General features: G+C 62.5%; 23 protein-coding genes. 13 read left to right on the top strand and 10 right to left on the bottom strand.

Annotated elements, in window-relative coordinates; translation table 11 throughout:
- Positions 1–21: 21 nt before the first annotated feature.
- Positions 22–1,554, bottom strand: a complete 1,533-nt coding sequence (locus tag ACKAMS_RS05005) for an FAD-dependent oxidoreductase (RefSeq protein WP_020909157.1) — start codon at positions 1,552–1,554, stop codon at positions 22–24.
- Between the two features lie 153 nt (positions 1,555–1,707).
- Between ACKAMS_RS05005 and ACKAMS_RS05010 the strand changes: the two genes are divergently transcribed.
- From ACKAMS_RS05010 to ACKAMS_RS05040, 7 genes are all read left to right on the top strand, one after another.
- Positions 1,708–2,334, top strand: a complete 627-nt coding sequence (locus ACKAMS_RS05010) for a TetR family transcriptional regulator (RefSeq protein WP_019745323.1) — start codon at positions 1,708–1,710, stop codon at positions 2,332–2,334.
- 193 nt (positions 2,335–2,527) lie between these two features.
- Positions 2,528–3,691, top strand: a complete 1,164-nt coding sequence (locus tag ACKAMS_RS05015; protein WP_029256270.1) for a steroid 3-ketoacyl-CoA thiolase — start codon at positions 2,528–2,530, stop codon at positions 3,689–3,691.
- Between the two features lie 34 nt (positions 3,692–3,725).
- A complete protein-coding gene (locus ACKAMS_RS05020; RefSeq protein ID WP_408988689.1) occupies positions 3,726–5,906 on the top strand; it encodes an acyl-CoA dehydrogenase in 2,181 nt (726 codons plus the stop codon).
- 7 nt (positions 5,907–5,913) lie between these two features.
- The gene (locus ACKAMS_RS05025) at positions 5,914–7,116 is read left to right on the top strand and encodes a lipid-transfer protein (RefSeq protein ID WP_019745320.1); all 1,203 of its coding nucleotides are present in this window, start codon (positions 5,914–5,916) and stop codon (positions 7,114–7,116) included.
- Positions 7,116–7,985 (top strand): MaoC/PaaZ C-terminal domain-containing protein, encoded by an 870-nt coding sequence (locus ACKAMS_RS05030; protein ID WP_408988690.1) that lies wholly within the window; start codon positions 7,116–7,118, stop codon positions 7,983–7,985. The genes ACKAMS_RS05025 and ACKAMS_RS05030 overlap by 1 nt, the downstream gene beginning before the upstream one ends.
- Positions 7,985–8,635, top strand: a complete 651-nt coding sequence (locus tag ACKAMS_RS05035) for a PaaI family thioesterase (protein ID WP_019745318.1) — start codon at positions 7,985–7,987, stop codon at positions 8,633–8,635. Before ACKAMS_RS05030 ends, ACKAMS_RS05035 begins: the two co-directional genes overlap by 1 nt.
- Positions 8,636–8,657: 22 nt before the next feature.
- Positions 8,658–9,446 carry an SDR family NAD(P)-dependent oxidoreductase gene (locus ACKAMS_RS05040; protein ID WP_020909152.1) on the top strand — a complete coding sequence of 263 codons (789 nt, stop codon included), beginning with the start codon at positions 8,658–8,660 and terminating at the stop codon, positions 9,444–9,446.
- A 31-nt stretch (positions 9,447–9,477) separates the two neighbouring features.
- Here the strand turns inward: ACKAMS_RS05040 and ACKAMS_RS05045 are convergent, their stop codons facing one another.
- A complete protein-coding gene (locus ACKAMS_RS05045; protein WP_408988691.1) occupies positions 9,478–10,302 on the bottom strand; it encodes a mycofactocin-coupled SDR family oxidoreductase in 825 nt (274 codons plus the stop codon).
- Between the two features lie 135 nt (positions 10,303–10,437).
- On the opposite strand from ACKAMS_RS05045, the gene ACKAMS_RS05050 reads away from it, so the two are divergent.
- The gene (locus ACKAMS_RS05050) at positions 10,438–10,620 is read left to right on the top strand and encodes a hypothetical protein (RefSeq protein ID WP_084324943.1); all 183 of its coding nucleotides are present in this window, start codon (positions 10,438–10,440) and stop codon (positions 10,618–10,620) included.
- Positions 10,621–10,681: 61 nt separating this feature from the next.
- Here ACKAMS_RS05050 and ACKAMS_RS05055 read toward each other — a convergent pair whose 3' ends face one another.
- From ACKAMS_RS05055 to ACKAMS_RS05075, 5 genes are all read right to left on the bottom strand, one after another.
- Positions 10,682–12,178, bottom strand: a complete 1,497-nt coding sequence (locus ACKAMS_RS05055) for a DUF222 domain-containing protein (protein WP_408988692.1) — start codon at positions 12,176–12,178, stop codon at positions 10,682–10,684.
- A gap of 78 nt (positions 12,179–12,256) precedes the next feature.
- Positions 12,257–12,772 carry a nuclear transport factor 2 family protein gene (locus ACKAMS_RS05060; protein ID WP_042952939.1) on the bottom strand — a complete coding sequence of 172 codons (516 nt, stop codon included), beginning with the start codon at positions 12,770–12,772 and terminating at the stop codon, positions 12,257–12,259.
- 1 nt (position 12,773) lies between these two features.
- Positions 12,774–13,670: a TIGR03619 family F420-dependent LLM class oxidoreductase gene (locus ACKAMS_RS05065; protein WP_047889695.1), complete on the bottom strand. Its 897-nt coding sequence runs from the start codon at positions 13,668–13,670 to the stop codon at positions 12,774–12,776.
- A gap of 10 nt (positions 13,671–13,680) precedes the next feature.
- Positions 13,681–14,151, bottom strand: a complete 471-nt coding sequence (locus ACKAMS_RS05070; RefSeq protein ID WP_047889694.1) for a nuclear transport factor 2 family protein — start codon at positions 14,149–14,151, stop codon at positions 13,681–13,683.
- Positions 14,148–15,809: a class I adenylate-forming enzyme family protein gene (locus tag ACKAMS_RS05075; RefSeq protein WP_007732670.1), complete on the bottom strand. Its 1,662-nt coding sequence runs from the start codon at positions 15,807–15,809 to the stop codon at positions 14,148–14,150. The genes ACKAMS_RS05070 and ACKAMS_RS05075 overlap by 4 nt, the downstream gene beginning before the upstream one ends.
- A gap of 254 nt (positions 15,810–16,063) precedes the next feature.
- On the opposite strand from ACKAMS_RS05075, the gene ACKAMS_RS05080 reads away from it, so the two are divergent.
- From ACKAMS_RS05080 to ACKAMS_RS05090, 3 genes are read left to right on the top strand one after another with little or no spacing between them, the layout of a single operon-like run.
- Positions 16,064–17,695 (top strand): AMP-binding protein, encoded by a 1,632-nt coding sequence (locus tag ACKAMS_RS05080; RefSeq protein ID WP_030245657.1) that lies wholly within the window; start codon positions 16,064–16,066, stop codon positions 17,693–17,695.
- Between the two features lie 20 nt (positions 17,696–17,715).
- On the top strand, positions 17,716–18,546 hold the full coding sequence (locus ACKAMS_RS05085) for an SDR family NAD(P)-dependent oxidoreductase (RefSeq protein WP_408988693.1): 831 nt from the start codon (positions 17,716–17,718) through the stop codon (positions 18,544–18,546).
- A complete protein-coding gene (locus ACKAMS_RS05090; RefSeq protein WP_046379290.1) occupies positions 18,543–19,424 on the top strand; it encodes an LLM class F420-dependent oxidoreductase in 882 nt (293 codons plus the stop codon). The genes ACKAMS_RS05085 and ACKAMS_RS05090 overlap by 4 nt, the downstream gene beginning before the upstream one ends.
- A gap of 12 nt (positions 19,425–19,436) precedes the next feature.
- Here ACKAMS_RS05090 and ACKAMS_RS05095 read toward each other — a convergent pair whose 3' ends face one another.
- Positions 19,437–20,699, bottom strand: coding sequence for a TetR/AcrR family transcriptional regulator (locus tag ACKAMS_RS05095; protein WP_047889692.1), 1,263 nt, complete (start codon positions 20,697–20,699; stop codon positions 19,437–19,439).
- Between the two features lie 210 nt (positions 20,700–20,909).
- Here ACKAMS_RS05095 and ACKAMS_RS05100 point away from each other — a divergent pair, with 210 nt between their 5' ends.
- Positions 20,910–21,149: a LuxR C-terminal-related transcriptional regulator gene (locus ACKAMS_RS05100; RefSeq protein ID WP_020909141.1), complete on the top strand. Its 240-nt coding sequence runs from the start codon at positions 20,910–20,912 to the stop codon at positions 21,147–21,149.
- 37 nt (positions 21,150–21,186) lie between these two features.
- Here the strand turns inward: ACKAMS_RS05100 and ACKAMS_RS05105 are convergent, their stop codons facing one another.
- Both ACKAMS_RS05105 and ACKAMS_RS05110 read right to left on the bottom strand, forming a co-directional pair.
- Positions 21,187–21,750, bottom strand: coding sequence for a GtrA family protein (locus ACKAMS_RS05105; protein WP_003939753.1), 564 nt, complete (start codon positions 21,748–21,750; stop codon positions 21,187–21,189).
- Between the two features lie 65 nt (positions 21,751–21,815).
- Positions 21,816–23,021 (bottom strand): enhanced intracellular survival protein Eis, encoded by a 1,206-nt coding sequence (locus tag ACKAMS_RS05110; RefSeq protein ID WP_029537021.1) that lies wholly within the window; start codon positions 23,019–23,021, stop codon positions 21,816–21,818.
- A gap of 133 nt (positions 23,022–23,154) precedes the next feature.
- On the opposite strand from ACKAMS_RS05110, the gene ACKAMS_RS05115 reads away from it, so the two are divergent.
- Positions 23,155–24,375, top strand: coding sequence for a fatty acid desaturase (locus ACKAMS_RS05115; RefSeq protein WP_003939858.1), 1,221 nt, complete (start codon positions 23,155–23,157; stop codon positions 24,373–24,375).
- Position 24,376: the final 1 nt, after the last annotated feature.

Consider the following 24,376-nt stretch of genomic DNA (forward strand, 5'->3'; position numbering starts at 1 on the left):
CCCACGTCCTCGTTGTGCTGGTTACTTCGCCATGTCCTGGGCTGCTCGGTACGAGAAGACCATGGCCGTGCCGAGTGGAACTCCGGGGCCGGGGTAGAAGCGGCCGCTCAGTGACGCGCTCGTGTTGCCTGCGGCGTAAAGGCCGTCGATGGCGCTGCCGTCAGCACGCAGGACTCGGCCGTTGACGTCGGTGACCAATCCGCCCTTGGTGCCGAGGTCACTGAGGACGATGCGGGCCGCGTAGAACGGTCCGTTCTCGATGGCCGTCAGTGCCGCGTTCGCACCGCCGTTGGGTGGGCAGAAGAACGCGTCGTACGGGTCTTCGCCGCGATGGAACTCTTCGTCGACGCCCAGTTTTGCGGCATCGTTGAACTTTTCGACAGTGCTGCGCAATGCGTCGGCCGGTAGTCCGGTCTTGGCAGCGAGTTCTTCGAGAGTGTCGGCACCGACCCACGTTCCGGCTTCGAGGTGCTTGGCGGGCGCCGTGTTCGGGATGCAGATGGCGGGCAGTCCGCCACCCTCGCGCGAGTCGAAGATCATGAACGACGGCACGGCAGAACCGTTGTCGTCGTGAGCATCCATGGCTCGTCCGAACTGGTCGTACGGAAGCGACTCGTTGAGGTAGCGCTCACCGGCGCTGTCGACGACGAGCCCACCGCGAACGCCGACCATGAAGGCGGCGCTGCCGTCGGGCTGCTCGACGCCGGGGCAGAACCACGCCTGATCGAGCAAGGCTGTTGCGCCGCCGACAGCAATTCCGGCGGAGATCGCGTCGCCGGTGTTGGCGCCGAAGGGACCCATACTCCAGATCGCCTTGCCGGGGGTGCCTGCCTGCTCACGCATCTCGGCGTTGCCTTCGATGCCGCCTGCTGCCATCAGGACACCGCGGTTCGCCTTGATTCGCTGGGTTTCGCCGCCGGATTCGACCTCGGCGCCGACAACCCGGCCGTCTTCCACGATCAGGGAGGTGAGGACGGATTCGGTGCGAAGTTCTGCCTTGCCGGTGCTCTGAACTGCGGCCAGCAGACGGCCGATCAGTGCGCGCCCACCGATCATCGGGCCGGGAGCATGATCCTGACCGGTGCGGTCTTGGTCCAGTTCCGGACGCACCTTGCCGGCGAGGTCACCGATGTCGGCGGGATCGAGATCGAGAGGGTTGATGGAGCGTCCCGTGTCCATCCGGCCTTCGGCTTTGTAGTAGTCGGGGAACGCACGGAACTCGAATTCGATGTTCGGGTTCTGCTCGAGTAGAGCGACGACAGCGGGAGCGGTCTCGACGTAGGCGTCCTGGCGCTCGGACTCGGCGTCACCGAGCAACGCGCGCAGATAGGTGCGGGCATTCTCGGTCGAGTCGGGAAGTCCGGCGCGTTCCTGTACCTGGGTACCTGGGAGCCAGATCGAGGCACCCGAGTAGGCGGAGGTCCCGCCGAAACGATCGGTTTTCTCGAGGACGATCGTCGTCAATCCCTGAGCAGCGGCGGTATATGCGCCGGTCAGCGCTCCGCCGCCGGAGCCGACTACCAACACGTCGCACTCGCTGGTCCAGTCCTGCATCATTGCGTCCTTACTCCAAGAGGGTGGGGTGTCCACGGAATACCGCACGGCACTGGAAGGCCATGCCAGGTCCCACTGAGCGGGCAATATGCCGAGATGGGTGGTCCAGGTGAGAGAATTAGCGCGGTCGTTCGCGGCCGGGACACATAATCGATGATGGGGGCGACGTTGCCGAGAATTGCCGAGGTCAGGGACGCTGCTGAGCCCAGTTCGGACGAGCAGCGGGCGCGCCATGTGCGGATGCTGGAAGCGGCCGCCGAATTGGGGACCGAGAAAGAACTCTCGCGGGTTCAGATGCACGAAGTCGCCAAGCGGGCAGGCGTGGCCATCGGCACTCTCTACCGTTATTTCCCTTCGAAGACGCACCTCTTCGTTGCTGTGATGGTCGAGCAGATCGATCAGATCGGCGACAGTTTTGCCAAGCATCAGGTGCAGTCGGCCAATCCGCAGGACGCCGTGTACGAGGTCCTGGTGCGCGCGACTCGCGGGTTACTGCGTCGGCCGGCCCTTTCGACTGCGATGCTGCAGTCGTCCAGTACCGCCAACGTCGCGACGGTGCCGGACGTGGGCAAGATCGATCGCGGCTTCCGGCAGATCATCCTCGATGCGGCCGGGATCGAGAACCCGACCGAGGAAGACAACACCGGGTTGCGTCTGCTGATGCAGCTGTGGTTCGGGGTCATCCAATCGTGCCTCAACGGTCGAATTTCCATCCCGGATGCGGAGTACGACATCCGCAAGGGGTGCGACCTGCTTTTGGTGAATCTCTCACGACACTGACGTGACCTCGCCCCTTCTCGGGGTGGGTTCGTCGTGTCTTCAAAATTGAAATCAATTCTATTATTTGAGTCAGACTTGGTTCAAAGATGACGTTCATTCCGGCATTGCCCTGACATCAACAATAGAATACATTACAGAAAAGTTGACGGTGAGTCAGCTCACCGACCGAAAACTCCACGAAGGAGCGCACATCATGGGTCATGCAGTCATCGTCGAGGCCGCTCGGACACCGATCGGCCGTCGTCGCGGCGCCCTGGCGGGGCTGCACCCCGCCGAGATTCTGGGAGCAGCGCAACTCGGCGTTCTCGAACGAGCAGGCGTCGCACCGGAAGACATCGGGCAGATCATCGGTGGCTGTGTCACCCAGGCAGGTGAGCAGTCCAACAACGTCACGCGGCAAGCGTGGCTGCACGCCGGATTGCCGTACAGCACAGCGGCAACCACCATCGACTGCGCCTGTGGATCTGCCCAGCAGGCAGTGCATTTGATTTCCGGCCTGATTTCCTCGGGTCAGATCTCAGCCGGTATCGGCTGCGGCGTCGAGGCGATGAGCCGTGTGTTCCTGGGCCAGGCAAACGCGCCCGGTACGGGAAACCCGTACCCGGACGACTGGACCATCGACATGGGCGACCAGTTCACCTCTGCGCAGCGTATCGCCGAGAAGCGTGGCATCACACGCGCCGACGTCGACGCCTTCGGCCTGGAATCGCAGCGCCGCGCAGCCCAGGCTTGGGCAGAAGGACGCTTCGACCGTGAGATCGTGCCCGTCAAGGCTCCTGTCGTCACCAAGGAAGGTGTGCCGACCGGTGAGATCGCCACTGTCACGCGCGACGGTGGCCTGCGCGAGACGACAGCCGAGGCGCTGGCCGGACTCAAGCCGGTCATCGAAGGTCATATCCACACCGCCGGCAACTCGTCGCAGATCAGTGACGGCGCGGCTGCGGTACTGCTGATGAGCGAAGAGCGCGCGCAGGAGTTGGGATTGAAGCCCCGCGCGCGGATCGTCGCGTCCGGCATGGTCGGATCCGATCCCTTCTATCACCTGGACGGACCGATCGAGTCCACCCAGATGGTGCTCGACAAGGCCGGAATGACTCTGAACGACATCGATCTCGTCGAAATCAACGAAGCGTTCGCCTCGGTAGTGCTCTCCTGGGCGCAGGTTCACGACGCAGATCTGTCCAAGGTCAACGTCAACGGCGGTGCGATCGCACTCGGGCATCCCGTCGGTTCGACCGGCGCTCGTCTGATCACGACCGCGCTGCACGAACTCGAGCGCTCGAACAAGTCCACGGGGCTGGTCACGATGTGCGCCGGTGGCGCTCTCTCTACCGCCACCATCATCGAACGCATCTGACCCGTACTCACACTGTCGAATTGACGAGGTAGACATGACCATTGGATTGAGTGAAGAAGATCGTGACCTCCGCGACTCCGTACGGGGCTGGGCGGCACGTCACGCAACACCCACCGCTATCCGTGAAGCGGTCGAGGCGAAGGTCGAAACTCGCCCCCAACTCTGGAGCGGGCTTGCCGAGCAGGGACTTCTCGGACTACACGTGGCCGAGGAATTCGGCGGCGCTGGATACGGATTGGTCGAGCTCGCGATCGTCGTCGAGGAACTCGGGCGCTCCATGGTTCCCGGCACGTTCCTGCCGACAGTCGTGGTCAGCGCCGTTCTCAGCGACGCCGGAGTCACCGCTCCGCTGGCCGGACTGGTCGACGGCAGCACACTCGGAGCCGTTGCACTGCAGCCGGGTTCGCTGAAGATCGCCCGCGACGGCGACACCGCCACCCTCAGCGGAACGTCCAGCCAGATTCTCGGTGGCCATGTCGGCGACGTGTTCCTCCTCGCGACGGACAGCGGATTCGTTCTGCTCGGACGTGACCGCCTCGAGGTCACGGACTTGGCCAGCTACGACGTCGTACGTCGTAACTCCGAGATCACCGTCGACGGACTGGTCCTCGCTGATTCCGAGATCCTCACCATCGATACGCAGCGTGTACTCGACATTGCTGCAACACTGTTCGCCGCCGAGGCATCAGGCTTGGCCGACTGGGCCGTCACGACCTCGGCCGACTACGCGAAGGTGCGTCAGCAGTTCGGTCGCCCGATCGGCCAGTTCCAGGGCGTCAAGCACAAGGCCGCTCGGATGCTCGCTCTTGCCGAGCAGGCGCGCGTCTGCGCGTGGGACGCTGCGCGCGCATTGACGCCCGCCAACGGCGTCGGTGCCGAAGAGGCTTCTCTCGCAGCAGCCGTCGCCGGAGCCACGGCCCTCGAAGCAGGCTTCTCCGTCACGCGTGACTGCATCCAGGTGCTCGGCGGAATCGGCTACACGTGGGAGCACGACGCGCACCTGTACCTGCGCCGCGCGCAGTCCCTGCGAATTCTGCTGGGTTCCACGGCATCCTGGCGTCGTCGCGTTGCCGAGCTGACCATTGCCGGCACCCGTCGCGTGCTCAGCATCGAGTTGCCGCCCGAGGCCGAGGCGATCCGCGCCGACGTCCGCGCCGAGCTCGCTCCGGCTCTCGAACTCGAAGGTGCCGCGCAGAAGACGTACCTCGCGGAAAAGGGCTACACCGCACCGCACTTCACGGCTCCGTGGGGCAAATCCGCCGATGTCGTCAGTCAGCTGGTCATCGCCGAAGAACTGCGCGCTGCGAAGATCAAGCCGCACGACATGATCATCGGCAACTGGGTCATCCCGACGCTCATCGCGCACGGCAACGAAGAGCAGCTCGCCAAGTTCGTCCCGCCGTCGCTGCGCGGCGACATCGTCTGGTGTCAGCTCTTCTCCGAGCCCGGCGCAGGTTCCGACCTCGCCGCGCTGAGTACAAAGGCCACCAAGGTCGACGGTGGCTGGAAGTTGCAGGGCCAGAAGGTGTGGACATCGATGGCACGCGACGCGCACTGGGGAATCTGCCTCGCGCGCACCGACGCCGACGCCCCCAAGCACAAGGGCCTGTCCTACTTCCTGATCGACATCAAGAACAGCGGCCTCGACATTCGCCCGCTTCGCGAGATCACCGGCGAAGCACTGTTCAACGAAGTCTTCTTCGACGACGTCTTCGTCCCCGACGAGTGCCTGGTCGGCGAGCCGGGCGACGGCTGGAAGCTCGCTCGCACCACACTGGCCAACGAGCGTGTCTCGCTGTCCAACGACTCGTCTCTCGGATCGGGCGGTGAGGCTCTTCTGAGCCTGGTCGACGGACTACCCGGTGGCATCGACGACGAGCAGCTGACGGTGCTCGGAAAGGTGCTGTGCGACGCGCAATCCGGCGGTCTGCTCGGTCTGCGCACCACGCTGCGCTCGCTCACCGGCGCGCAGCCGGGGGCCGAATCCTCGGTGGCGAAGTTGATCGGTGTCGAGCACATCCAGCAGGTCTGGGATGTGGCAATGGAGTGGGCCGGGCCGAGTTCACTTCTGGGCGACCAGCATCGGATGTCTGCAACCCAGATGTTCTTGAACTCGCAGTGCATGTCCATCGCGGGTGGTACAACCAATGTTCAGCTCAACATCATCGGTGAGCGAATCCTGGGTCTGCCTCGCGACCCCGAACCGGGAAAGTGACCTGCACATGAGCAATCGCACCTTCGTCATCGGCGTGGGCATGACCAAGTTCGAGAAGATCGAGACCCGCGACTGGGAATACCCGGACATGGTGACCGAAGCCGTCTCGAATGCACTCACCGATGCCGGGATCAGCTACGACCAGATCCAGCGTGCTGCAGTCGGTTACGTGTTCAACGCGTCGACAGCAGGCCAGCGTGCCCTGTACGAAACGGGTCTGTCCGGTATCCCGATCTTCAACGTCAACAACAACTGCGCCACCGGCTCGACGGCACTGATGACGGCGCGCGAGTGGGTACAGGCCGGACAAGCGGACTGCGCACTGGCCGTCGGCTTCGAAAAGATGACCAAAACGGCGCTGACCGGAACCGGTGAGATGCCCAAGGTCACCACTTTGGACTCGCAGCTGAAGATCATGGTCGAGGACTACGGCTTCGCCCGATCGCCCATGACCGCTCAGTTGTTCGGTAATGCCGCCGTCGAGCACATGAAGAAGTACGGCACTACGGTCGAGCAGATTGCAGCCGTGGCGGTCAAGAACCACAAGCACTCGGTCAACAATCCGTATGCGCAGTTCCGTGACGAGTACACCCTCGAACAGGTGCTCGGCGACAAGATGATTCACGAGCCGCTGACGCGCTCGCAGTGTTCACCGACTTCGGACGGTGCCGGTGCTGCCGTCGTCGTGAGTGAGAAGTTCGTCCGTGAGCACGGACTCGAGGACCGTGCGATCGAGATCGTCGCTCAGGCCATGACCACCGATACCTCGGCAGCGTTTGCCGAGAAGTCGATGATCGACGTAGTCGGCGCGCCGATGACGGCTGCGGCCGCCGAGCAGGTCTTTGCCGAAGCCGGCATCAGCATCGACGACGTCGATGTCATCGAACTGCACGACTGCTTCGCGATCAACGAGATCATCACCTACGAAGGTCTCGGAATGTGTGGCGCCGGTGAAGGCGGAAAGCTCGTCGAATCCGGTGCCACTACGTACGGCGGCCAGTGGGTCGTCAACCCGTCTGGCGGTCTGATCTCGAAGGGCCACCCGCTGGGTGCCACCGGGCTGGCACAGTGCGCCGAACTGACGTGGCAGCTTCGCGGGACCGCAGACGCTCGTCAGGTCGAAGGCGCACGAATCGGATTGCAGCACAACCTCGGACTGGGCGGCGCGTGCGTCGTGACCGTCTACCGAGCCGGAACTTTGGAGAACTGATGGCTATCGATCTCGAGGTGGCATTGTCCGCCGAACCGACTGTGCGCGAAGCGTCGTGGACGGACCGCGACGTCATGCTCTACCAGTTGGGGCTCGGCGCCGGCGTGGACGCTCTGGATCCCGCCGAGCTCACCTGGGTGTACGAAAAGGGTCTGAAAGTGCTCCCGACCTTTGCAATGGTTGCAGGCCAGGGAGTTTCGGCGGGTGTACTGCCCGCAGCGTCGATGAGTATGCCGGGAATCGACATCGACCTGCGCAAGATTCTGCACGGTGGGCAGTCGCTGACACTTCACGCGCCGATCCCGTCGACGGGTGCTGCTCGTATTTCCACTCGCATCGCTGACGTGTGGGACAAGGGCAAGGCTGCCGTCATCGTGCTCGAGACGGCGGCCGAGGACCTTGACGGGAATCCGTTGTGGACCACCGGAATGCAGATCTGGGCCCGCGGTGAAGGTGGCTTCGGCGGCAGCGCCGGTCCCGAAGTTGTTGCCGGGGTGCCTGACCGGGCGCCCGACAAGGTACTGACGTCGAGCACGAGTCCCTCACAAGCGCTGGTGTACCGACTCAGTGGCGACATGAACCCGCTGCACGCTGATCCATCCTTCGCGAAGATGGCGGGATTCGACGCTCCGATTCTGCACGGTCTGGCGTCGTACGGCATCGTCTGCAAGGCGGTGGTCGACGGAATTCTCGACGGAGATCCGACGCGGGTGAAGAACTACTCGGTGCGGTTCGCCGGTTCGCTGTTCCCCGGTGAATCCATCAACATTTCGGTATGGCAGGACGGCAACACACTGACCTTGGCGGCGACGTGCCCCGAGCGCGAGAACTCTCCGGTTCTCACACACGCAACAATGGAGATCAACTGATGGACCTCGGCACCCACCCCACGGCAGCCACACACCCGGGCGGCACGATTTTGACGTCGCCGCCGCAGGACGCCCCGGTCGACCGGGCCACGGCAGCAGCGCGTCGCGTTGTCGACGCGATGCTGCGCACCGACCGCGGAAACGCCAATCTGGATCGGGTTGCGGAGGAGCTCAACAGCATCGCCGAGCACCTCGAGCAGCACTCGCCCGAGGTCGCCGAGCGCTTGATCGACATGTGGAACGGCGAGGGCGTGACCCGTCACGATCCGGTGACCGGCCCCGAGAATGCCATTGCGCCGCCGCTGGTTCTGGAAGGGCTCGCTGACGGGTCGGTGCAGGGAGTGGTCACGTTGACGCTGCCGTATCAGGGCCCTCCCGGCCATGTACACGGCGGTGTTTCGGCGCTGCTGCTCGATCACGTTCTTGGCGTCGCGAACGCCTGGGGTGGAACTTCCGGCATGACAGCACAATTGAGCACTCGGTACCATCGCCCGACTCCACTGTTCGAGCCCCTCACGATCAGCGGCAAATTCCTTTCCAAGGACGGCCGCAAGATTCACACCGTCGGTGAGATCAAGACTGCGGACGGCGAATTGTGTGTGTCGGTAGAGGGATTGTTCATCGACAAGACCGTGCCGCGCCCCAGGTAGGGGTCTGACGAAGGAGGGCCCAGTGGGCAAGCTCGACGGACGTGTAGCAGTGGTCACCGGTGCCGGTATGGGCATCGGGCGCGGAGTGGCAGGCGCGTTCGCGCGTGAAGGCGCGTCGGTGTTGGTTGCCGAGATCGACGAGCCAGCGGGCCTTGAAACCGCCCAGTGGTTGCGGGACGAATGGGGCGCGGAGGCGGAATTCGTCCGGACCGACGTCACCGACAAAGCTCAGGTTGTTGCCATGGTCGACAAGTCCGTCGAGCGGTTCGGACGCCTCGACATCCTGGTCAACAATGCTTGGCGGACCTTCGGTTTCGCTCGGCTCGAGAAGATGACCGACGAGCAATTGCGCGGCGGTTTCGACATGGCAGTGATGGCCGCTTTCTGGGCCATGCAGGCTGCGTTGCCGGAACTCGAGCGTCACGGCACCGGCCGCGTGATCAACATGTGCAGCCTCAACGGCGTGAATGCTCACATGTACTCGGTGCAGTACAACGCGGCCAAGGAAGCATTGCGAACACTGACTCGCACTGCTGCCCGCGAGTGGGCTCCCAAGCACGTGAACTGCAACGTCATCTGTCCCGGTGCGCAGAGTGCGGCGTACAAGCGTGTCGCCGAAGCCAATCCGGAAAACGCGGCAGTGATGGCCGCACAGAACCCGATGGGGCGGATCGGCGATCCCCTCGACGACATCGGCCCCGTTGCGGCCTTCCTGGCGAGCGACGACAGCCGTTACGTCACCGGCAACACTCTCTTCGTCGACGGTGGTGGGCACATCAACGGTGTGCAGTGGGCGCCGACCGTCGACTGATCGGCAGTAATTCGGCTCGAGAATCCGGCGTCTATTTGGCCGTGAATCCCGCATCGACCGGCAACGCGATACCTGTGACGTATCGAGCCTGATCCGAGACCAACCAGGCTATCGCGTTGCTGACGTCGGAAGCTTCGATCAGCCCGACGTCCAAGAGATTGCCGACATCGGCTCCACTCGATGCGGGGGAGTCTGCGAACAGTTTCGCGACGGCATCGTTGACGACCATCGGTGTATTCGCTCCCGCCGGATGCACGGAGTTGACACGAATGTTGTGGGGAGCAAGCCAGTGCGCCCACGTGCGCCCCAACCCGACGATGGCGTGTTTACTCGCGCAGTAGCCGTCGGATCCGCCGGTTCCATCACCTCCGCGGCCGACAAGTCCCAGTGTTGATCCGGTCAGGACTATTGCGCCGCCTGTCCCTTGCTCGATCATCGCGGGCGCTGCGGCCTGGACGGTATTCCAGACGCCGAAAAGATTGACCTCCATCTGGTCGCGGAAGGCGCGGGCATCGTCGATGTCCGGGGACATCATGCCGATACCGGCGTTGGCCAGGACGATGTCGAGGCTGCCCAACACTGCGATACCTTCGGCCACTGCAGCTCCCAGCGCGGGTAAATCGCGAACGTCGACTTCTCGCGCGACGGCATTTCGCCCGAGAGCCTCGATCATTGCCGCTGTCTGCCTCAAATCCTCGGCGGTACCCATCGGGTAGGCCACCGATTCGATCTGGCGGCAGATGTCGAGTGCGATGATGTCCGCACCCTCCTGCGCCAATCGCACGGCATGGCTTCGGCCCTGACCTCGGGCGGCTCCGGTGATCAGTGCGGTTTTGCCTTCCAACTGTCTGGGCATGGGTGCTCCGTCCGTCGTGAATCATGGGTACTCGGTCATGAGTACTGACTCGAGGGGACGGCGAAACTCGTCGCCGGCGACGTAGTCTGAGTTCAGATACAGCGGGAACTCGCTTCGGAAGAGAAGAGGCTCGGTATGTCCGATTGGGAGAAGAAGTTCGAAGCTGAAGCCAAGGGCCTCCTGGCCGAGGTTGAAGAAGAGCTGACCGTCCTCGAAGGTGTCGACACCATCGATCCGTTTGGTGGAGACGATCCGGACCCGGTTGCTGGAGACGATCCGTCAGCGGGAGATGACGACACCAAGCCGGCCTCGGACTGACCCTGCGACACGTCGACCTGACCCTGCGACACGTCGACGCGCCTCGACGCCGCTCGGTATCTCAGAACGGTGGCGGGTCGTCCCCGTAGTCGGTGGGTTCTCGGTGGGCTCGCGGTGATTTCCGCCGCTTGCATTGAACGTGCTCCTCAGCTCGTTTCTGTATCCGTCGGCGTTGACGATTGCGTTCGGACTGGATACGGGCGGCCTTGTTCTCCGCCTGGGTCCGCCGATCTCGACCGCACTGCGGCGGCATCGGGCCGTGCGGCCCGGCCATCAACCCTGCGGGGCGTGTTCGGTAACAATGCCCGGTCGGCGATGTCAGCGACATGGTCCGATCCTGGTTCGACGCGAATCGCCACCGGTCGGAATGCTTGAGGCGATGGTGGTTGCGGCAGAACGCACTCATATTCGATTCGACTGTTTTGCCGCCGCGTTCGGGGTCGCCATGATGGAACGGTTCATTGTGGTCCAGATCGGAATTCCAGGCCGGGACATCACAATGCAGCCATTGGCAGCTGCCCGCGATGATCCGCAACCAGGTATCGATAACTGAACCCGGCCGGTAGACGTACGCCGAACCGGGCACCGATTCGGTGGCGGTATCAGCGGGTACTCGGACGTTTCGAATTACGGCGTCTTGGGCGATGTCGCGAGCATGCTCAGCGCTGATCACCCCGTACCCGTCGAGGTGAGCGGGCTCGCCGCCTCCGCGCAGAGTGGAATCAGTCATCACGACGTGAACCACGGGCCGACGAACGACAACACCACCGCTACGATCCTGCGGGCAATCAGCTCGGCCACAGTTGCACGGCAAGAACGGTGATCCGTTGGTCAACTCGAAGAGCGCGTCGGCTCGTCGCTGCTCGTATGTTCGAGAGTCGTTTCGGCATACCGACATTGCCAACTCGCGTAGTCGGCCGTCGAATGCCCGAGCCTGCTCTGCCGGAATGCTGCCCAAGATCTTTGCCATCCCGTCCTCGGCAGCGCTGACCCCGACGAACCGATCGGTGAGAGCGCGGCGTCGACGTTCTCGCATACCTTCCGGGTCCACCATCGCCACGATCCGATCGACCGCCGCTGTCAGTCGCCTTCCCGTCAAGCCCGTTCCGCCGGCTACTGGTGGGGCGAGAACCTGCTCGAGCAGTAGTCGTTCCACTTCGTCGATCAATTCGTCTTTCACGTTCGCGGTCGCGGAATCGATCAAACCAACTCGGTACAGATCCAACTCGCCACGCGCCATCGCCGCTCGAGTGCGATGCAAACGAGTCTTCAACGAGAACCCCAACCCGATCAGCTTGCCTGCAGCCGCGCGGCCCATCGTCAGTGACGCACCGACTTCCGATTCAGCCAACTCGTGTGCGGTCGACGACCACGCACCACTGGCGGCATGCTCTGTGCTTCGCCGCGAAAAGAACTCGGCAATCACAGCGAGCTTGCGTTCGACCAGCATCGCCTCACATGCGTGCAGATCTGTCATGAGATCAACCAGCGCACAATCAGTTTCGGTACCGGTCAGCTGCGCTGAGATACCGAAGAGCTCTGTTGTCGGGTTGAACATGCATCCATTCTATTCGAATGTGTGTTCGATATGAACTGAATTCTCAAATCAGTCGGAATAGTCCGAGTTTTCTGATTCTCAGCGAATTTCCAAGGCCTGTCGTAGTGCGCTCAGAGGATCCGAGGCGTCACGACGCCCACGCGGACCAGGCCCTTCGGGGTTGACGAAGCGGCCCTCGTCCGAGCGAGTCCACTCTCGTACGGCCCATCGCTCCTTGATCGCCCAGCGACCGTTGCGACGCTCCATGTGGTCGATGAATCGCGCACCGCTGGTGAAGTTGATCATCCCGATGCCTTCGGGCCCACCCCAGTGTGTGGACATCGAATACGCCTCGCTGATCGCGTGGTCGCCGTGCAGTTCGACCAGATGGTTGCCGATGTGATGCATCGTGCCGCCGATCGCCGAGAGTTTTGGTGTCACCCAGGCGATGTACTCGTCGATGTTGCCGTCGAATCCGGTGTGATGGTCGATCGCATCCGGGTGGTAGGCGCTGCGGACGAGATCGAAGTCGAGGCGGTCGATGCCACGGCAGTACGTCAGAACCACCTCACGGATTGCCTGCTTGTCGATGAGATCTTGCAGTGCCCGGTCCATGTCACGCCTCCTTGATGCTGGTCATCCAGTCGAGTAGTTCTGGTAGTTCTTCGGCAGCGCAATCGAATACGGCGGGTCGGAGAACGACGACGGACGCGCCGCGGGCGAACCAGTCCCGGGCCTTGTCTGCGGTTGCCGAGAGGTCGACGGACCCGTTGTCGCGTCGAACCGGCGCCGCAGACACTTGCACGCGCGCCGACTCCGGGTCACGTTGGTGGGCTTCGAACGTGTTGCGCAACAGTGCAACACTGTCGGTGAACGTTCCCAGATCGGTCGGGTTCACGGTCCAGCCGTCTGCGACGCGTGCGATGCGGTCGAAGTTCCGCCGGCTTGGTCCGAAACCGAAGAGCACCGGTATTCGGGGTTGGATCGGCAGCGGGAGGCTGTGGTAGTTCTCGAAAGCGAAGTCGCGTCCCTGGAAGGTGGCCGGTGCATTGGTCCACAGTTCGCGGCAGGCTGCGACGGTCTCCTCCATGCGCCCGAATCGCGCGTCGAAAGGCATGTTGGTGGCGGTGTATTCAGCTTCTTGCCATCCAACGCCGAAACCCATGACAGTTCGACCTTCGGACAATGAGTCGAGAGTGGCAACCTGTTTTGCGAGCAGGGCCGCCGGGCGAACAGTGGCGATCAGAACCGATACTCCGAGGCGAGCTCGTTCCGTCACCGCGGCGATCGAAGACAGAAATGAAATCGGTTCGTACCAAGGGTGATCCAACGGGAACAGGAAGTTGTGTTCGACTACCCGCTGGGCGTGAGCGTCGGCATTGAACCCGAGGTGGTCGCCGGTGCAGATCAGATCGATCCCGGCACTGTCAGCACCCGCGGCGAAGTCCAAGACCGGGCGGACCTTGCCGTCGAACAGGGCCTCGAGACCCAAAACGTTGACACCGATTTCCACAGTCGTTCCTCTACAGTGCCCGCTTGGCATGAGCGGACATGTCGCCCATGTTGTCCAAACAGAAGAGCCTCGAGCTGAACTGCCAGGACCCGTCGATGCACGAGAAGCGATCGAAGTAGCGTCCCGACAAAATAGGTTGCAGGGCAAGATCTTCGGTACCTTGTATGACCGTGACGTACGAGAGCGCCGTCGCTGATTCACCGTCGACCGAGATTCGCGTGTTGGTCAGCAGATGTTTGGTGCGTGGAACCGGCGGATCTCCGTACATCCGAATGAAGCCGCTGCAGGCTGCGAACACTGCGTCGGCGTCGGACGAAATGAGAGTGGTGGCAACCCCGTCCGGTCCGCACTGCCCGTAGTCGGACTGGGCGAACAATGCAGCGACTTCACCCAATCTGCCCTGATCGATCAGATGCGTGTACTCACAGAGCAGGTCACGGATCGCAGACTCGGCGACGATCCGTGACAGCTCCGCGGTCATACGGTGATCTCGCGCCGAACCATCTTGCCGGTTGCGTTGCGAGGCAACAGATCACTGGTGATGCGCCACTTCGACGGCACCTTGAAGTAGGAAAGTCGCTCGGCGGCGTAGTCGCGCAGCTCCGCCTCCGTGGTGGCAGCCCCGGGACGCAGTACAACCACGGCGGACACTTCCTGGCCGAGGTCGGGGTGCGGCATGCCGATGACAGCGCACTCGATCACGTCGGGGTGTTCGTCGAGCGTCTGCTCGATCTCGGTGGGGTAGACGTTCTCGCCACCACGCAGGATCAGGTCGGAACGACGACCGGTGAGACGGAGACGTCCGTTCTCGATGACGCCGAAATCGCCGGTGCGGAGCCAGCGTCCCGGTGCAATTGCAGACTCGGTCGCCTCGTCGTTCTCCCAGTATCCGAGCATGACGAACGGGCTGCGCACGCACACTTCACCTTCGATGCCGTCCGGCAGCCACTCGCCGAAGGGATCGCGAATCTCCATCGAGACGGTGATGATCGGACGTCCGAGAGTACCTGGGAACTCTTCGAGTTCGGCGCCGACGGCGACCGCAATTGCGGTGCTGCATTCGGTGAGGCCGTAACTGTCGACCAGAGCGTTGCGTGCGAACGGCACCTGCTCCTTGAGGCGTTCCTTGAACGCGGGCGACGACGGCGCGGACGCCAGCGAGAATGCAGTCAACGAAGAGACGTCGTACTTGGCGATGTTGCCGTGTTCGAGTAGCCGCGATGCCATCGTGGGGACAGCACCCCAGTTGGTGACGCGCTCGCGTTCGACCAACCCGAGCACCTTGTCGACGTCGAAGCCGCCCTCGGTCAGGATGACGGCGCTGCCTGTCGCGAGACGGGGGACCACCAGATTGTGCAGGCTGGCGATGTGGAAGAGCGGGGAGGTGAGTAGATAACGCAATGGGCTCGGCTTGGAAGCGTCGTACTCACGGCCGGTGAATGCAGCGCCGATCGCGTCGCTGTATTTGTGGTAGTCGACGACGGCCATCACGTTGCGGTGCGAGTGGAGTGCGCCCTTGGGGCGGCCACTGGTACCGCTGGTGAACAGGATTACGGCGGGGTCGTCCTCGTCGATGTCGGTGCTCGGCACGTCGGAGCCTGCATATTCCGCGATGAGCGCGGGCAGATCCTCTTCCATGGTGAGGACCGTGATGTCTGCCGGCAGTTCGGGGAGGGCGGCGCCGCGCTTGGCGTCCACGACCAGAACCTTCGGGCGTGAGAGCTCGATCCCGTGGGTGACCTCGCGCGGAACCCACCAACCGTTGAGACCGACAGCGATCGCGCCGAGCGCCTGCGTCGCGAAGAACGTCATGACCCATTCGGGAGTGTTGGCAGCGAGGATGCCCACACGGTCGCCCTTGCGGACTCCGTACTTGTCCCGCAGAGCAGTTGCCAGCGCGGCGACGGAATCGGCGTGCTCGGTGAACGAGATTCGACGATCGCTGGTGACGAGATAGTCGCCGTCGCCCCAGGCGCGAGATGCCGAGATGAGTTCACCGATGGCGTGACCACGGTTCTTCATCACGGGCATGACGGTGCCGAGAACCTCTTCTTCGACGATCTCGAATGGCCCACCTGGACCGGTGAGGCGTGAGACCGCCTGGTCCAGAAGCAACTGCGGATCTGCGGGGGCAGTCATGGAATGGCCTTTCGTATTGTGGCGCTTTTCACGTCACAAAATCTCACGAGAAAATCATATCTGTGGCGGCGGTTACCACTGAGCGAGACTGGGACGGTTCCGGCATTGAGGCGTCGATACGTTCGAGTCGTATCGCAGTTGGAGTAATCGACATTCCGATATCGACTAGGACACAGGACACGATGACGAACACCGCCACCGAAGCATCTTCGAATGCAGCTCTTGCAGCTCCTCAGCGCGAGGACGTCGCGCAGATGTTGATCGACCGTCTCGGTGATCAGCACCTGGGTCTGCGGACGCGGACGCAGGACTGGAGCTGGGACGAGGTGGTGCGCGAGAGCGCGGCGCGCGGCTCGCTTGCGAAGTCGCTTCGCGCGCCTGGACCGTTTCACATCGGAGTACTTCTGGAGAACGATCCCGAGTTCCTGTTCTGGCTCGGCGGCGCGGCCCTGACCGGGGCCACGATCGTCGGCATCAATCCGACCAGGCGTGGAGCTGAACTCGAGGCTGAGGTTCGGTACGTCGACTGCCAGCTGATCGTCACCGACAAAGCGGGCTACGAGAAGTTGTCCGGCCTTGACCTCGGACTGACCGAAGATCGTTTTGTTCTGGTCGACGACGCGTCATACCCGGACAAGATTTCCGCTCACCAGGTCGAGTCGCCTCAGATCGACCTCGGCGTCGACGCGTCGACGCTGTTCTTGCTTCTCTTCACCTCGGGCACCACCGGAATGTCCAAGGCGGTGCGGTGCAGCCAGGGGCGTCTGACGCGGTTGGCCTACGCGAACTGCGCCAAGTACGACATCGACCGCGACGACGTCTGCTACTGCTGCATGCCGCTCTTCCACGGCAACGCGTTGATGGCTCTGTGGGCGCCGGCCCTTTCGCAGGGAGCTACGGTCTGCCTCGTTCGTAAGTTCACCGCCTCGGGATTCATGCCGGACGTTCGGTTCTACGGCGCAACATATTTCACCTACGTCGGTAAGGCCTTGGGGTATCTCATGGCGACGCCGGAACTGCCCGACGACATCGAGAACACCCTCACGCACGGCTTCGGGACCGAGGCGTCGCCGGGGGACAAGGCAGAGTTCATCCGCCGTTTCGGTGCGCAGCTTTTCGAGGGATACGGTTCGAGTGAAGGTGCCGGTTCGGTCGTGCTCGATCCGAACCAACCTGCCGGCGCGCTTGGCCGTCCGGCGAGCGAGAACATCGTCATCGTCGATCCCGATACCCGCGAAGAGCGACCCCGCGCAATTCTCGACGAGCACGGTCACGTGCTGAACCCCGACGAATCCATCGGCGAGATGGTCGACAAGGCCGGATCGAAGAAGTTCGAGGGGTACTACAAGAACGAAGACGCCATTGCCGAGAAGATTCGCCACGGTTGGTACTGGACAGGCGATCTCGGCTACGTCGACGAGGCCGGGTTCATCTACTTCGCCGGACGTAAGGGTGACTGGATCCGCGTCGACGGTGAGAACACCTCGGCTTTGATGATCGAGCACATCCTGCGTCGGCACCCCAAAGTGATTGCCACGGGTGTCTTCGCGGTACCGGATCCGCGTTCGGGCGATCAGGTGATGGCAGCTGTCGAGGTCGCCGACTTTGCCGATTTCGATCCGGCCGAGTTCGCCGCCTACCTTGCCGCGCAGGCGGATTTGGGTACCAAGGCAGCGCCGCGATTTGTTCGTGTTTCGACTGATCTGCCCGTCACGGGCTCCAACAAGGTACTCAAACGTGAACTTCAAGCCGACCGCTGGCGGACCGACGAACCAGTGTTCCACTGGGTGGGCCGCGGTACTCCCGAATACACGTTGATGACCGAAGCTGACGTGGTGGACCTGGAGAAGGAGTTCGAGACGCACGGCCGCACGCGGTTCCTATGACACGGCCGCACGCGGTTCCTATGAGTGGTGTTGCGCTGGTTACCGGCGCTTCCCGGGGGATCGGCCGTGAGTGCGCGCTGGCATTCGCGCGCGCCGGATTCGACGTTGCAATCACTGCTCGCACCGTTCGTGAAGGCGAAGGGCGGGCGGCCCCGCGAACGAGGCAGGGGGAGCAGGTCATTCCGGTACCCGGCAGTCTGGAGACGACGGTTGCCGAGATCGAGTCCTTCGGTGTGCGCGCCTTGGCCGTTCCGATGAACCTGCTCGATCTGGCCTCCGTCCGCGGCGCCGGTGAACGGGTGCTGGCGGAGTGGGGACATGTCGACGTGTTGGTGAACAACGCCTACGCACAGACGGTCGGAAACATGGACCGGGTGCTCGACATCGAGATCGACGACGCCCAGGCGATGGCGATCGGCAACTATCTGCACCAGCTTGCGTTGATTCAGGTGATACTGCCGTCGATGATCAAGAGCGGCAACGGGGTGGTCGTCAACCTCGCATCTGGTTCGGCGACCCTGGATCCGCCTGCGCCTCCCGGCGAGGGTGGTTGGGGTTTGTCGTACGCCGCGTCGAAGGCGTCGTTCGGACGTATCGCCGGAGCGATCAACTCGGAGTACCGAGGCGCCGGAATCAAAGCGTTCAACCTGAGTCCGGGATTTGTCATCACGGAATCAGGGAAAGCCCGTGGTGGCGCGGACGCGATAGTGGAAGCCGGATTTGCGGCCACACCGGCATCCGTGCCCGCCGCTGCTGTGGTGTGGCTTGCAACAGATCCGGATGCGGACCGGTTCCTCGGTCGCGTCGTGGACGGTCCGAAATTGATGGCGACACTGGAGGAAACGGTATGAAGCTCGGCGTAGTTGTTCCGGTCGAATTGGGTCGAAGTGGAGATCCCGACTGGATTCTGCAATTCGCCCGTGCGGCTGAATCGTTGGGTTTCGACGAGATCTCGGCCGTGGAGCACTCGGTGGTCATCGCGGATACGGCGAGCGAATACCCGTACTCTCCGACCGGAAAATCTCACCTACCCGATGACTGTGACATCCCGGATCCACTGGAACTACTGTCATTTGTTGCCGGCGCCACAACGACTTTGGGTCTGTCCACCGGAGTTCTGGTGCTTCCCAACCACAATCCGGTAGTGCTTGCCAAGCGCTTGGCGACGCTGGATCGACTTTCGGGTGGGCGATTGCGCATCTGTCTCGGTCTGGGCTGGATGAAAGAAGAGATCGAAGCGTGCGGCGGTGACTTCGAGCGCCGCGGCAAGGTAGCCGATGAGGCCATCGCGGTGATGCGTTCACTCTGGGAGGGCAAGGAAGCAGTCGATTTCGACGGCGATTACTTCTCGTTCAAGGGTGCGTACAGCTGGCCGAAGCCGCACCGCGAATCCGGAGTTCCGCTCTACATCGGTGGACACAGTCTCGCTGCTGCTCGGCGAGCAGGCCGGTTGGGTGATGGTTTCCAGCCGCTGGGACTGGCCGGTGAAGATCTCGACAAGGCCGTAGCAGCGATGAAAGCGGCTGCGGTGAAGGCAGATCGAGATCCTGCCGACGTATCGCTGGTACTCGGTGCGACACTGCCCAGGCTCGACGAAGCGAAACTCGACTGGGCACGCGGGTTGGGAGCCGATCGAATCGTGTTGTCCGCGAGCCGTCGTGGCACGTCGTTGGAATTGATCATCGACGAAATGGCTGAATGCTCGAAGCGGCTGGGGCTCGGCGCGTAGTCCTTTCTCTGATCAGGGATGCGCCAGCCCGTTCAGGACCATCGCGCCGACGAAGGCAGCGTTGTCGGCTGGGCTGTCCGATCGGCGGGTGAAGCACCTCAGTAGGAGGGTGTTGGTGATGCCTGCGGCGATGTCCATCGGAGCACTGATGGTCGACATCGCTCCGTTGTCCTGGCCGCGCTGCACAATCGGCGCGATGATCGAGGGAATGTTGAGTTTCTCTTTGAGCGAGAGCAGGCTCTCGGGCTCGCCGTAGGTGTCGTGGGCAACGGCAACCAGCAGTGCATCCATGAACTCTGTTTCGTCAGAGGCTAGTTGTGCGCAGCGGAGTAGGAAGTTCTCGATGATCGCGACGTCACCGAGACCGATCAGGATGTCGTCGGCAACGGTCTCTCGCAGTGAGTCCACGCGGCTCTGAAGGGCTGCCACCAAGATGTGGGGCTTGGTGGGAAACAGTTTGTTGGCGGCGGCGCGGGGAACTGCCGCCGTGTCGGCGATGTCGTTGATCTGCGTCATGAAGTATCCGCGCTTGCCGAATTCGCTACGCGCAGCGGCGAGAAACGCCGCTCGCGGATCACGCGGCAGCGGACGCGGCTCAGCGGGCTGGTCGATGGGACCGACAACGTCATCGAGGTGTTGGTGAAGGCCGGACGTGTCGACGACGGCGCCCAGTATCGCGAGCAGTGCGTCGGACATGATGTCGGGTGAGACGGAGCGGGAATCGATGCGGCTACGAATGCGGAAGCCGTCGATCACCGCGTTGACCGTGACAGCGAAGGTCTTGGTGGTGAACGGCCTTCGGAGTGTTGCGTCGGTTTTCTCGAAAAGGGCCTCGTAGGCCGCGGATACGAGCTCGTCGCGTCGACGATATTCGTTTTCCAGAGCGGTGGAGGTTCGCCGGTGTGAGCCCGCAAAAATGTGTGAGAGAAGGCTTCTTGCAGTCGACGCGTCGTTGACGATTGCGTCGAATGCCTCTTTGACGAGAGTGGTGACCGTCGGACGAAGCGCGTCGTCGTTTGCGGCCAGCTGTGCGCGCACGGTCTGCTTCACTTTGTCTGCGCTGTGCAAGGTCGATTCGGTGAGGCTGGTGATCACGGCCTCGATGAATTCGGATTTGGTTCGGAACTTGCGAAAGAACGTGGCCTGCGACGCACCGGCTTGGTTGACGACCTGTTCGCTCCGAAGTCCGCGTTCGAGAACGTCCTGAGGAGCATCGACGAGAGACGTCACGCCGGCATCGACGAATTGCATGGTGGAGGCGTCGCGGTCAGTCATCGCCGGTCCTTCGGTCGTTCGACAGTCTCTCCCGCACATAACGGGCAAACAAGACTCTACCGAGGTCAAGGCCTGCTCGAGTGGTGTTCTGAGAGTGTTCACTCTCGCTCGAGAGTTATCCCAGTCAACAAACGGAGTGACCCTGCGACCATGCTCCGTTTCCATGGGAGTTCGACCGCGCGAAAAGCCTGGAAGTTAGGGACACCACCGATGAAGACTGCTGACTCACCCAGCCTCAGTAGACGTGAAGTACAGGTGCTGTTGACCTGGATTCGCTGCGACTCGAAAGCCGAAGTCTCCCGTGAGTTGTACATCGCGGAGGGGACGGTGAATACGCATCTCGCGCGTATTCGAGGGAAGTACGACGAAGTGGGCCGGACAGCCCCGACGAAGATGGCGCTGCTTGCACGGGCCCTTCAGGACGGGCTGATCGGTATCGACGAACTCTGATCGAAGCGCGAGCGATCGGGTGCGTCGATCCGGGACGTCAGTCGAGGGCGGTGGCGTCGGTTGTCGGCGTCTTGGTGCCGGGAGTCGCTTCGATGTCGAGAACGACCTGGCTGTCGGTGGCTTCTTCGGGGAAGACGTACCGACGCATGGCCCACCAGCGGAAGGCCGTCGCCAGCAGGGTCCCGATGATCGATCCGCTGATGAAGTCCGCGAAGTTCTCCATCAACACCGACACCTCGGGTTGACGCAGGTGGAACACGTACCTGGAGGTCCAGAGAGGTACCTGGTTGATGGCCAAACCGATACCCGCGACGATGAAGAACAGAGCGGCCTCGTGATGGCGCTGTCGACCACCGCGCTGAGCAAACGACCATTCGCGGTTGAGGACGTAGGACAGAACCGTCGCGATCAGGACCGCAAGGATGTTGGCCGTCACCGGGTGCTGAGGCAGAACCGTCCACTTGATGCCGAAGAACAGCACCGTGGTGACGATGAAGGCGATGCCGCCGACCACCAGGAACTTGAGCATTTCTGCGTGCGGCAGGACGCGCACGAGAACCCGCTCAGGAAGCCTATTGACCATCTTTTCGACAAACGCCATTGTTCGAGGCTAACCCTGAATACGACCGACGGCACAAATCGTCGATGCCCGTGTCGGCAAGATCATCAGAATCCGTACCCGAGAATTGCGGGCTTCTCTGCGTTGAAAGCGAAGTCGAAATTCCGGATCTCCCGCGGATCGGACGCGTGGAGTCGGTGCGCCGCCGCGAAGGTCTTGGCCTGGTGCTCGCCCAGGTACAAGCTGCTCAGGACATCAGAGGGCATCGTGATCGCGGGCTCCGCGTCAGTGGCCGTACAGGTGGCCTTGCCACCCTTGACCTGAAGTGCAAAAGTTCCGCCGGCCTTCAGGAACGGATCTTCGACCTTGATGACGGTGTCCAGGTCAGCAGCATATTCACGAGCCTCGAGAGCCGCGGGCACGTCCATGATGCGCAGCCACAGTCGATCGGAGCGCGTCGTCGTTCGGGCAAGGCGGTAGTCCGTCAGCATCAGCCGGAGTGGATCGGCAGGATGTTGGCGTGTCTCGATCCGGGTGACGAGGTCGAGGCCGCAGATCGTGCGCCACAGCGCCGCGTGCGCGTCTTCGGTGATCGTCACGAACTCGTCGATCCGGGCGATGCTGTCGCGGCCCTCGCTCGTGTGCCGGTAAGCGATGTATCCGTCCGCGTGTGTCAGAAAGAACAGTCCGGAGGCGCCGTCACGATCCTCGGACGGGTCGGCGAACATATGGTCCCAGAGCGGTTGCGGACGCAATTGAGCGCCGGGTGTCAGCAGTCGCCAGCGATCGTAGATCTCGGGTAGAAGCGTCGAGGCAGCTTTGACGTCGACGATCGACACGCCACCGTTGTCGGGCACCTCGGGGCGGAACCGCGCGAAGCGGCGATCGAGGGTGATGCCCTCGCTGAAGGTGGCCGGGCCGTATCCGAAGCGGTTGTAGATGCCGGCCTCGCTGGCCGTCAGGGCGGCAAGTGGTGCTCCGGTCGACTCGATGTGGGCGTGAAGTGCAGTGAACATCGAGCGTAGGACGCCACGGCGACGGTGAGTCGGTGCGACGGATACCCAGGTGATCCCGCGCGTGGGGAGCTGGCGTCCGCCGGGCACGGTGAATTCCATGTCGATTTCGATGGCCACGCCGACGGGTAGGTCACCGTCGACGGCGAGGATGATGTCCTCGGGCTTGTAGAGCGCCTTCGTCAGTTCGCTGACCGCGGGAGACGGGTGAAAACCGAACCCCACCGAGTCGAGTAGTTGGAGAGCCGGCCAGTCGCTCTCGGTAGCGGTGCGGATGGTGATCTTGTTTTCGGGGCTCACGTATATCGACTTTGGCATAGATTGCGTGAAGACGCACATGAATATCGGGGCTGACGTTTCCGCACCGGCTCCCAGGGGTACCGCCCGACGGACCAGTCCTGCGGCACGGAGAAAACCGATACGGAGAAACACTGTGGCGATCACCGACATCAAGGAATATGCCCATCTCACCGAGGAAGACGTCGAAGCGCTCGGGCGCGAGTTGGACGCCATTCGGCTCGACATCGAGGAGAAGCGCGGCGCGCACGATGCTCGATACATCCAGCGGACGATCGCGTTTCAACGCTCTCTGATGGTGGCCGGCCGCATCGTCTTGTTCGCCAGCAAGAAGAAGCCTGCCTGGATTCTGGGGACTGCGCTGCTTGGGGTCGGCAAGATCATCGAGAACATGGAACTCGGCCACAACATCATCCACGGTCAGTGGGACTGGATGAACGATCCCGAGATTCACTCGAGCAACTGGGAGTGGGACAACACCTGCCCGTCCTCGGGATGGAAGCACTCGCACAACTTCACTCATCACAAGTTCACCAACATCGTCGGCCTCGACAACGATGTCGGCTACGGCATCATGCGCGTCACGCGCGATCAGAAGTGGCACGCCGACTATCTCTTCCAACCGATCACGAATTTCGTGCTGGCGACCCTCTTCGAGTGGGGCGTCGCACTGCATCACCTCGAGACCGACAAGCTTCGCAAGGGCGAGGTGAAGTGGTCCGAGAAATCGGAGATGGCCAAGGACGTCGGAAAGAAGATCGCGCGTCAGGTGGCGAAGGATTACATCCTGTTCCCCGCCCTGACCGGCCCGGCGTGGAAGACCACGTTGACGGCCAACGCCGTTGCAAATCTCATCCGCAACTATTGGAGTTACGCCGTCATCTTCTGCGGGCACTTCCCCGACGGTGCCGAGAAGTTCACGCTCGAGGAATTCGAGAACGAATCCCGCGCTCAGTGGTACTTACGACAGATGCTGGGGTCCGCCAACTTTCATGCCGGTCCCGTCATGGCCTTCATGAGCGGCAACCTCTGCTACCAGATCGAGCATCACTGCTTCCCTGACCTGCCGAGCAATCGGTACTCGGAAATCGCGGTGCCGCTGCGGGACTTGTGTGACAAGTACGACCTCCCGTACACCACCGGACCGCTGTGGAAGCAGTACGGATTGACGTTGCGGACCATCTGGAAGTTGTCACTGCCCAACAGGTTTCTCTCCGCATCCCAGGACGATGCTCCGGAGACGCACTCGGAGTTGAAGTTCCGCATCCGCGGCGGAATCAAGGAAGTCTTCGGCGTCGATCCGCAGACCGGTAAGCGGCGCGGCCTGCGAACTGCGATCGCGATGGTGTCGAGCTGAT

It is taken from the genome of Rhodococcus sp. 5A-K4, from assembly GCF_046097995.1.
In the GTDB taxonomy this organism is placed as follows: domain Bacteria; phylum Actinomycetota; class Actinomycetes; order Mycobacteriales; family Mycobacteriaceae; genus Rhodococcus_F; species Rhodococcus_F erythropolis.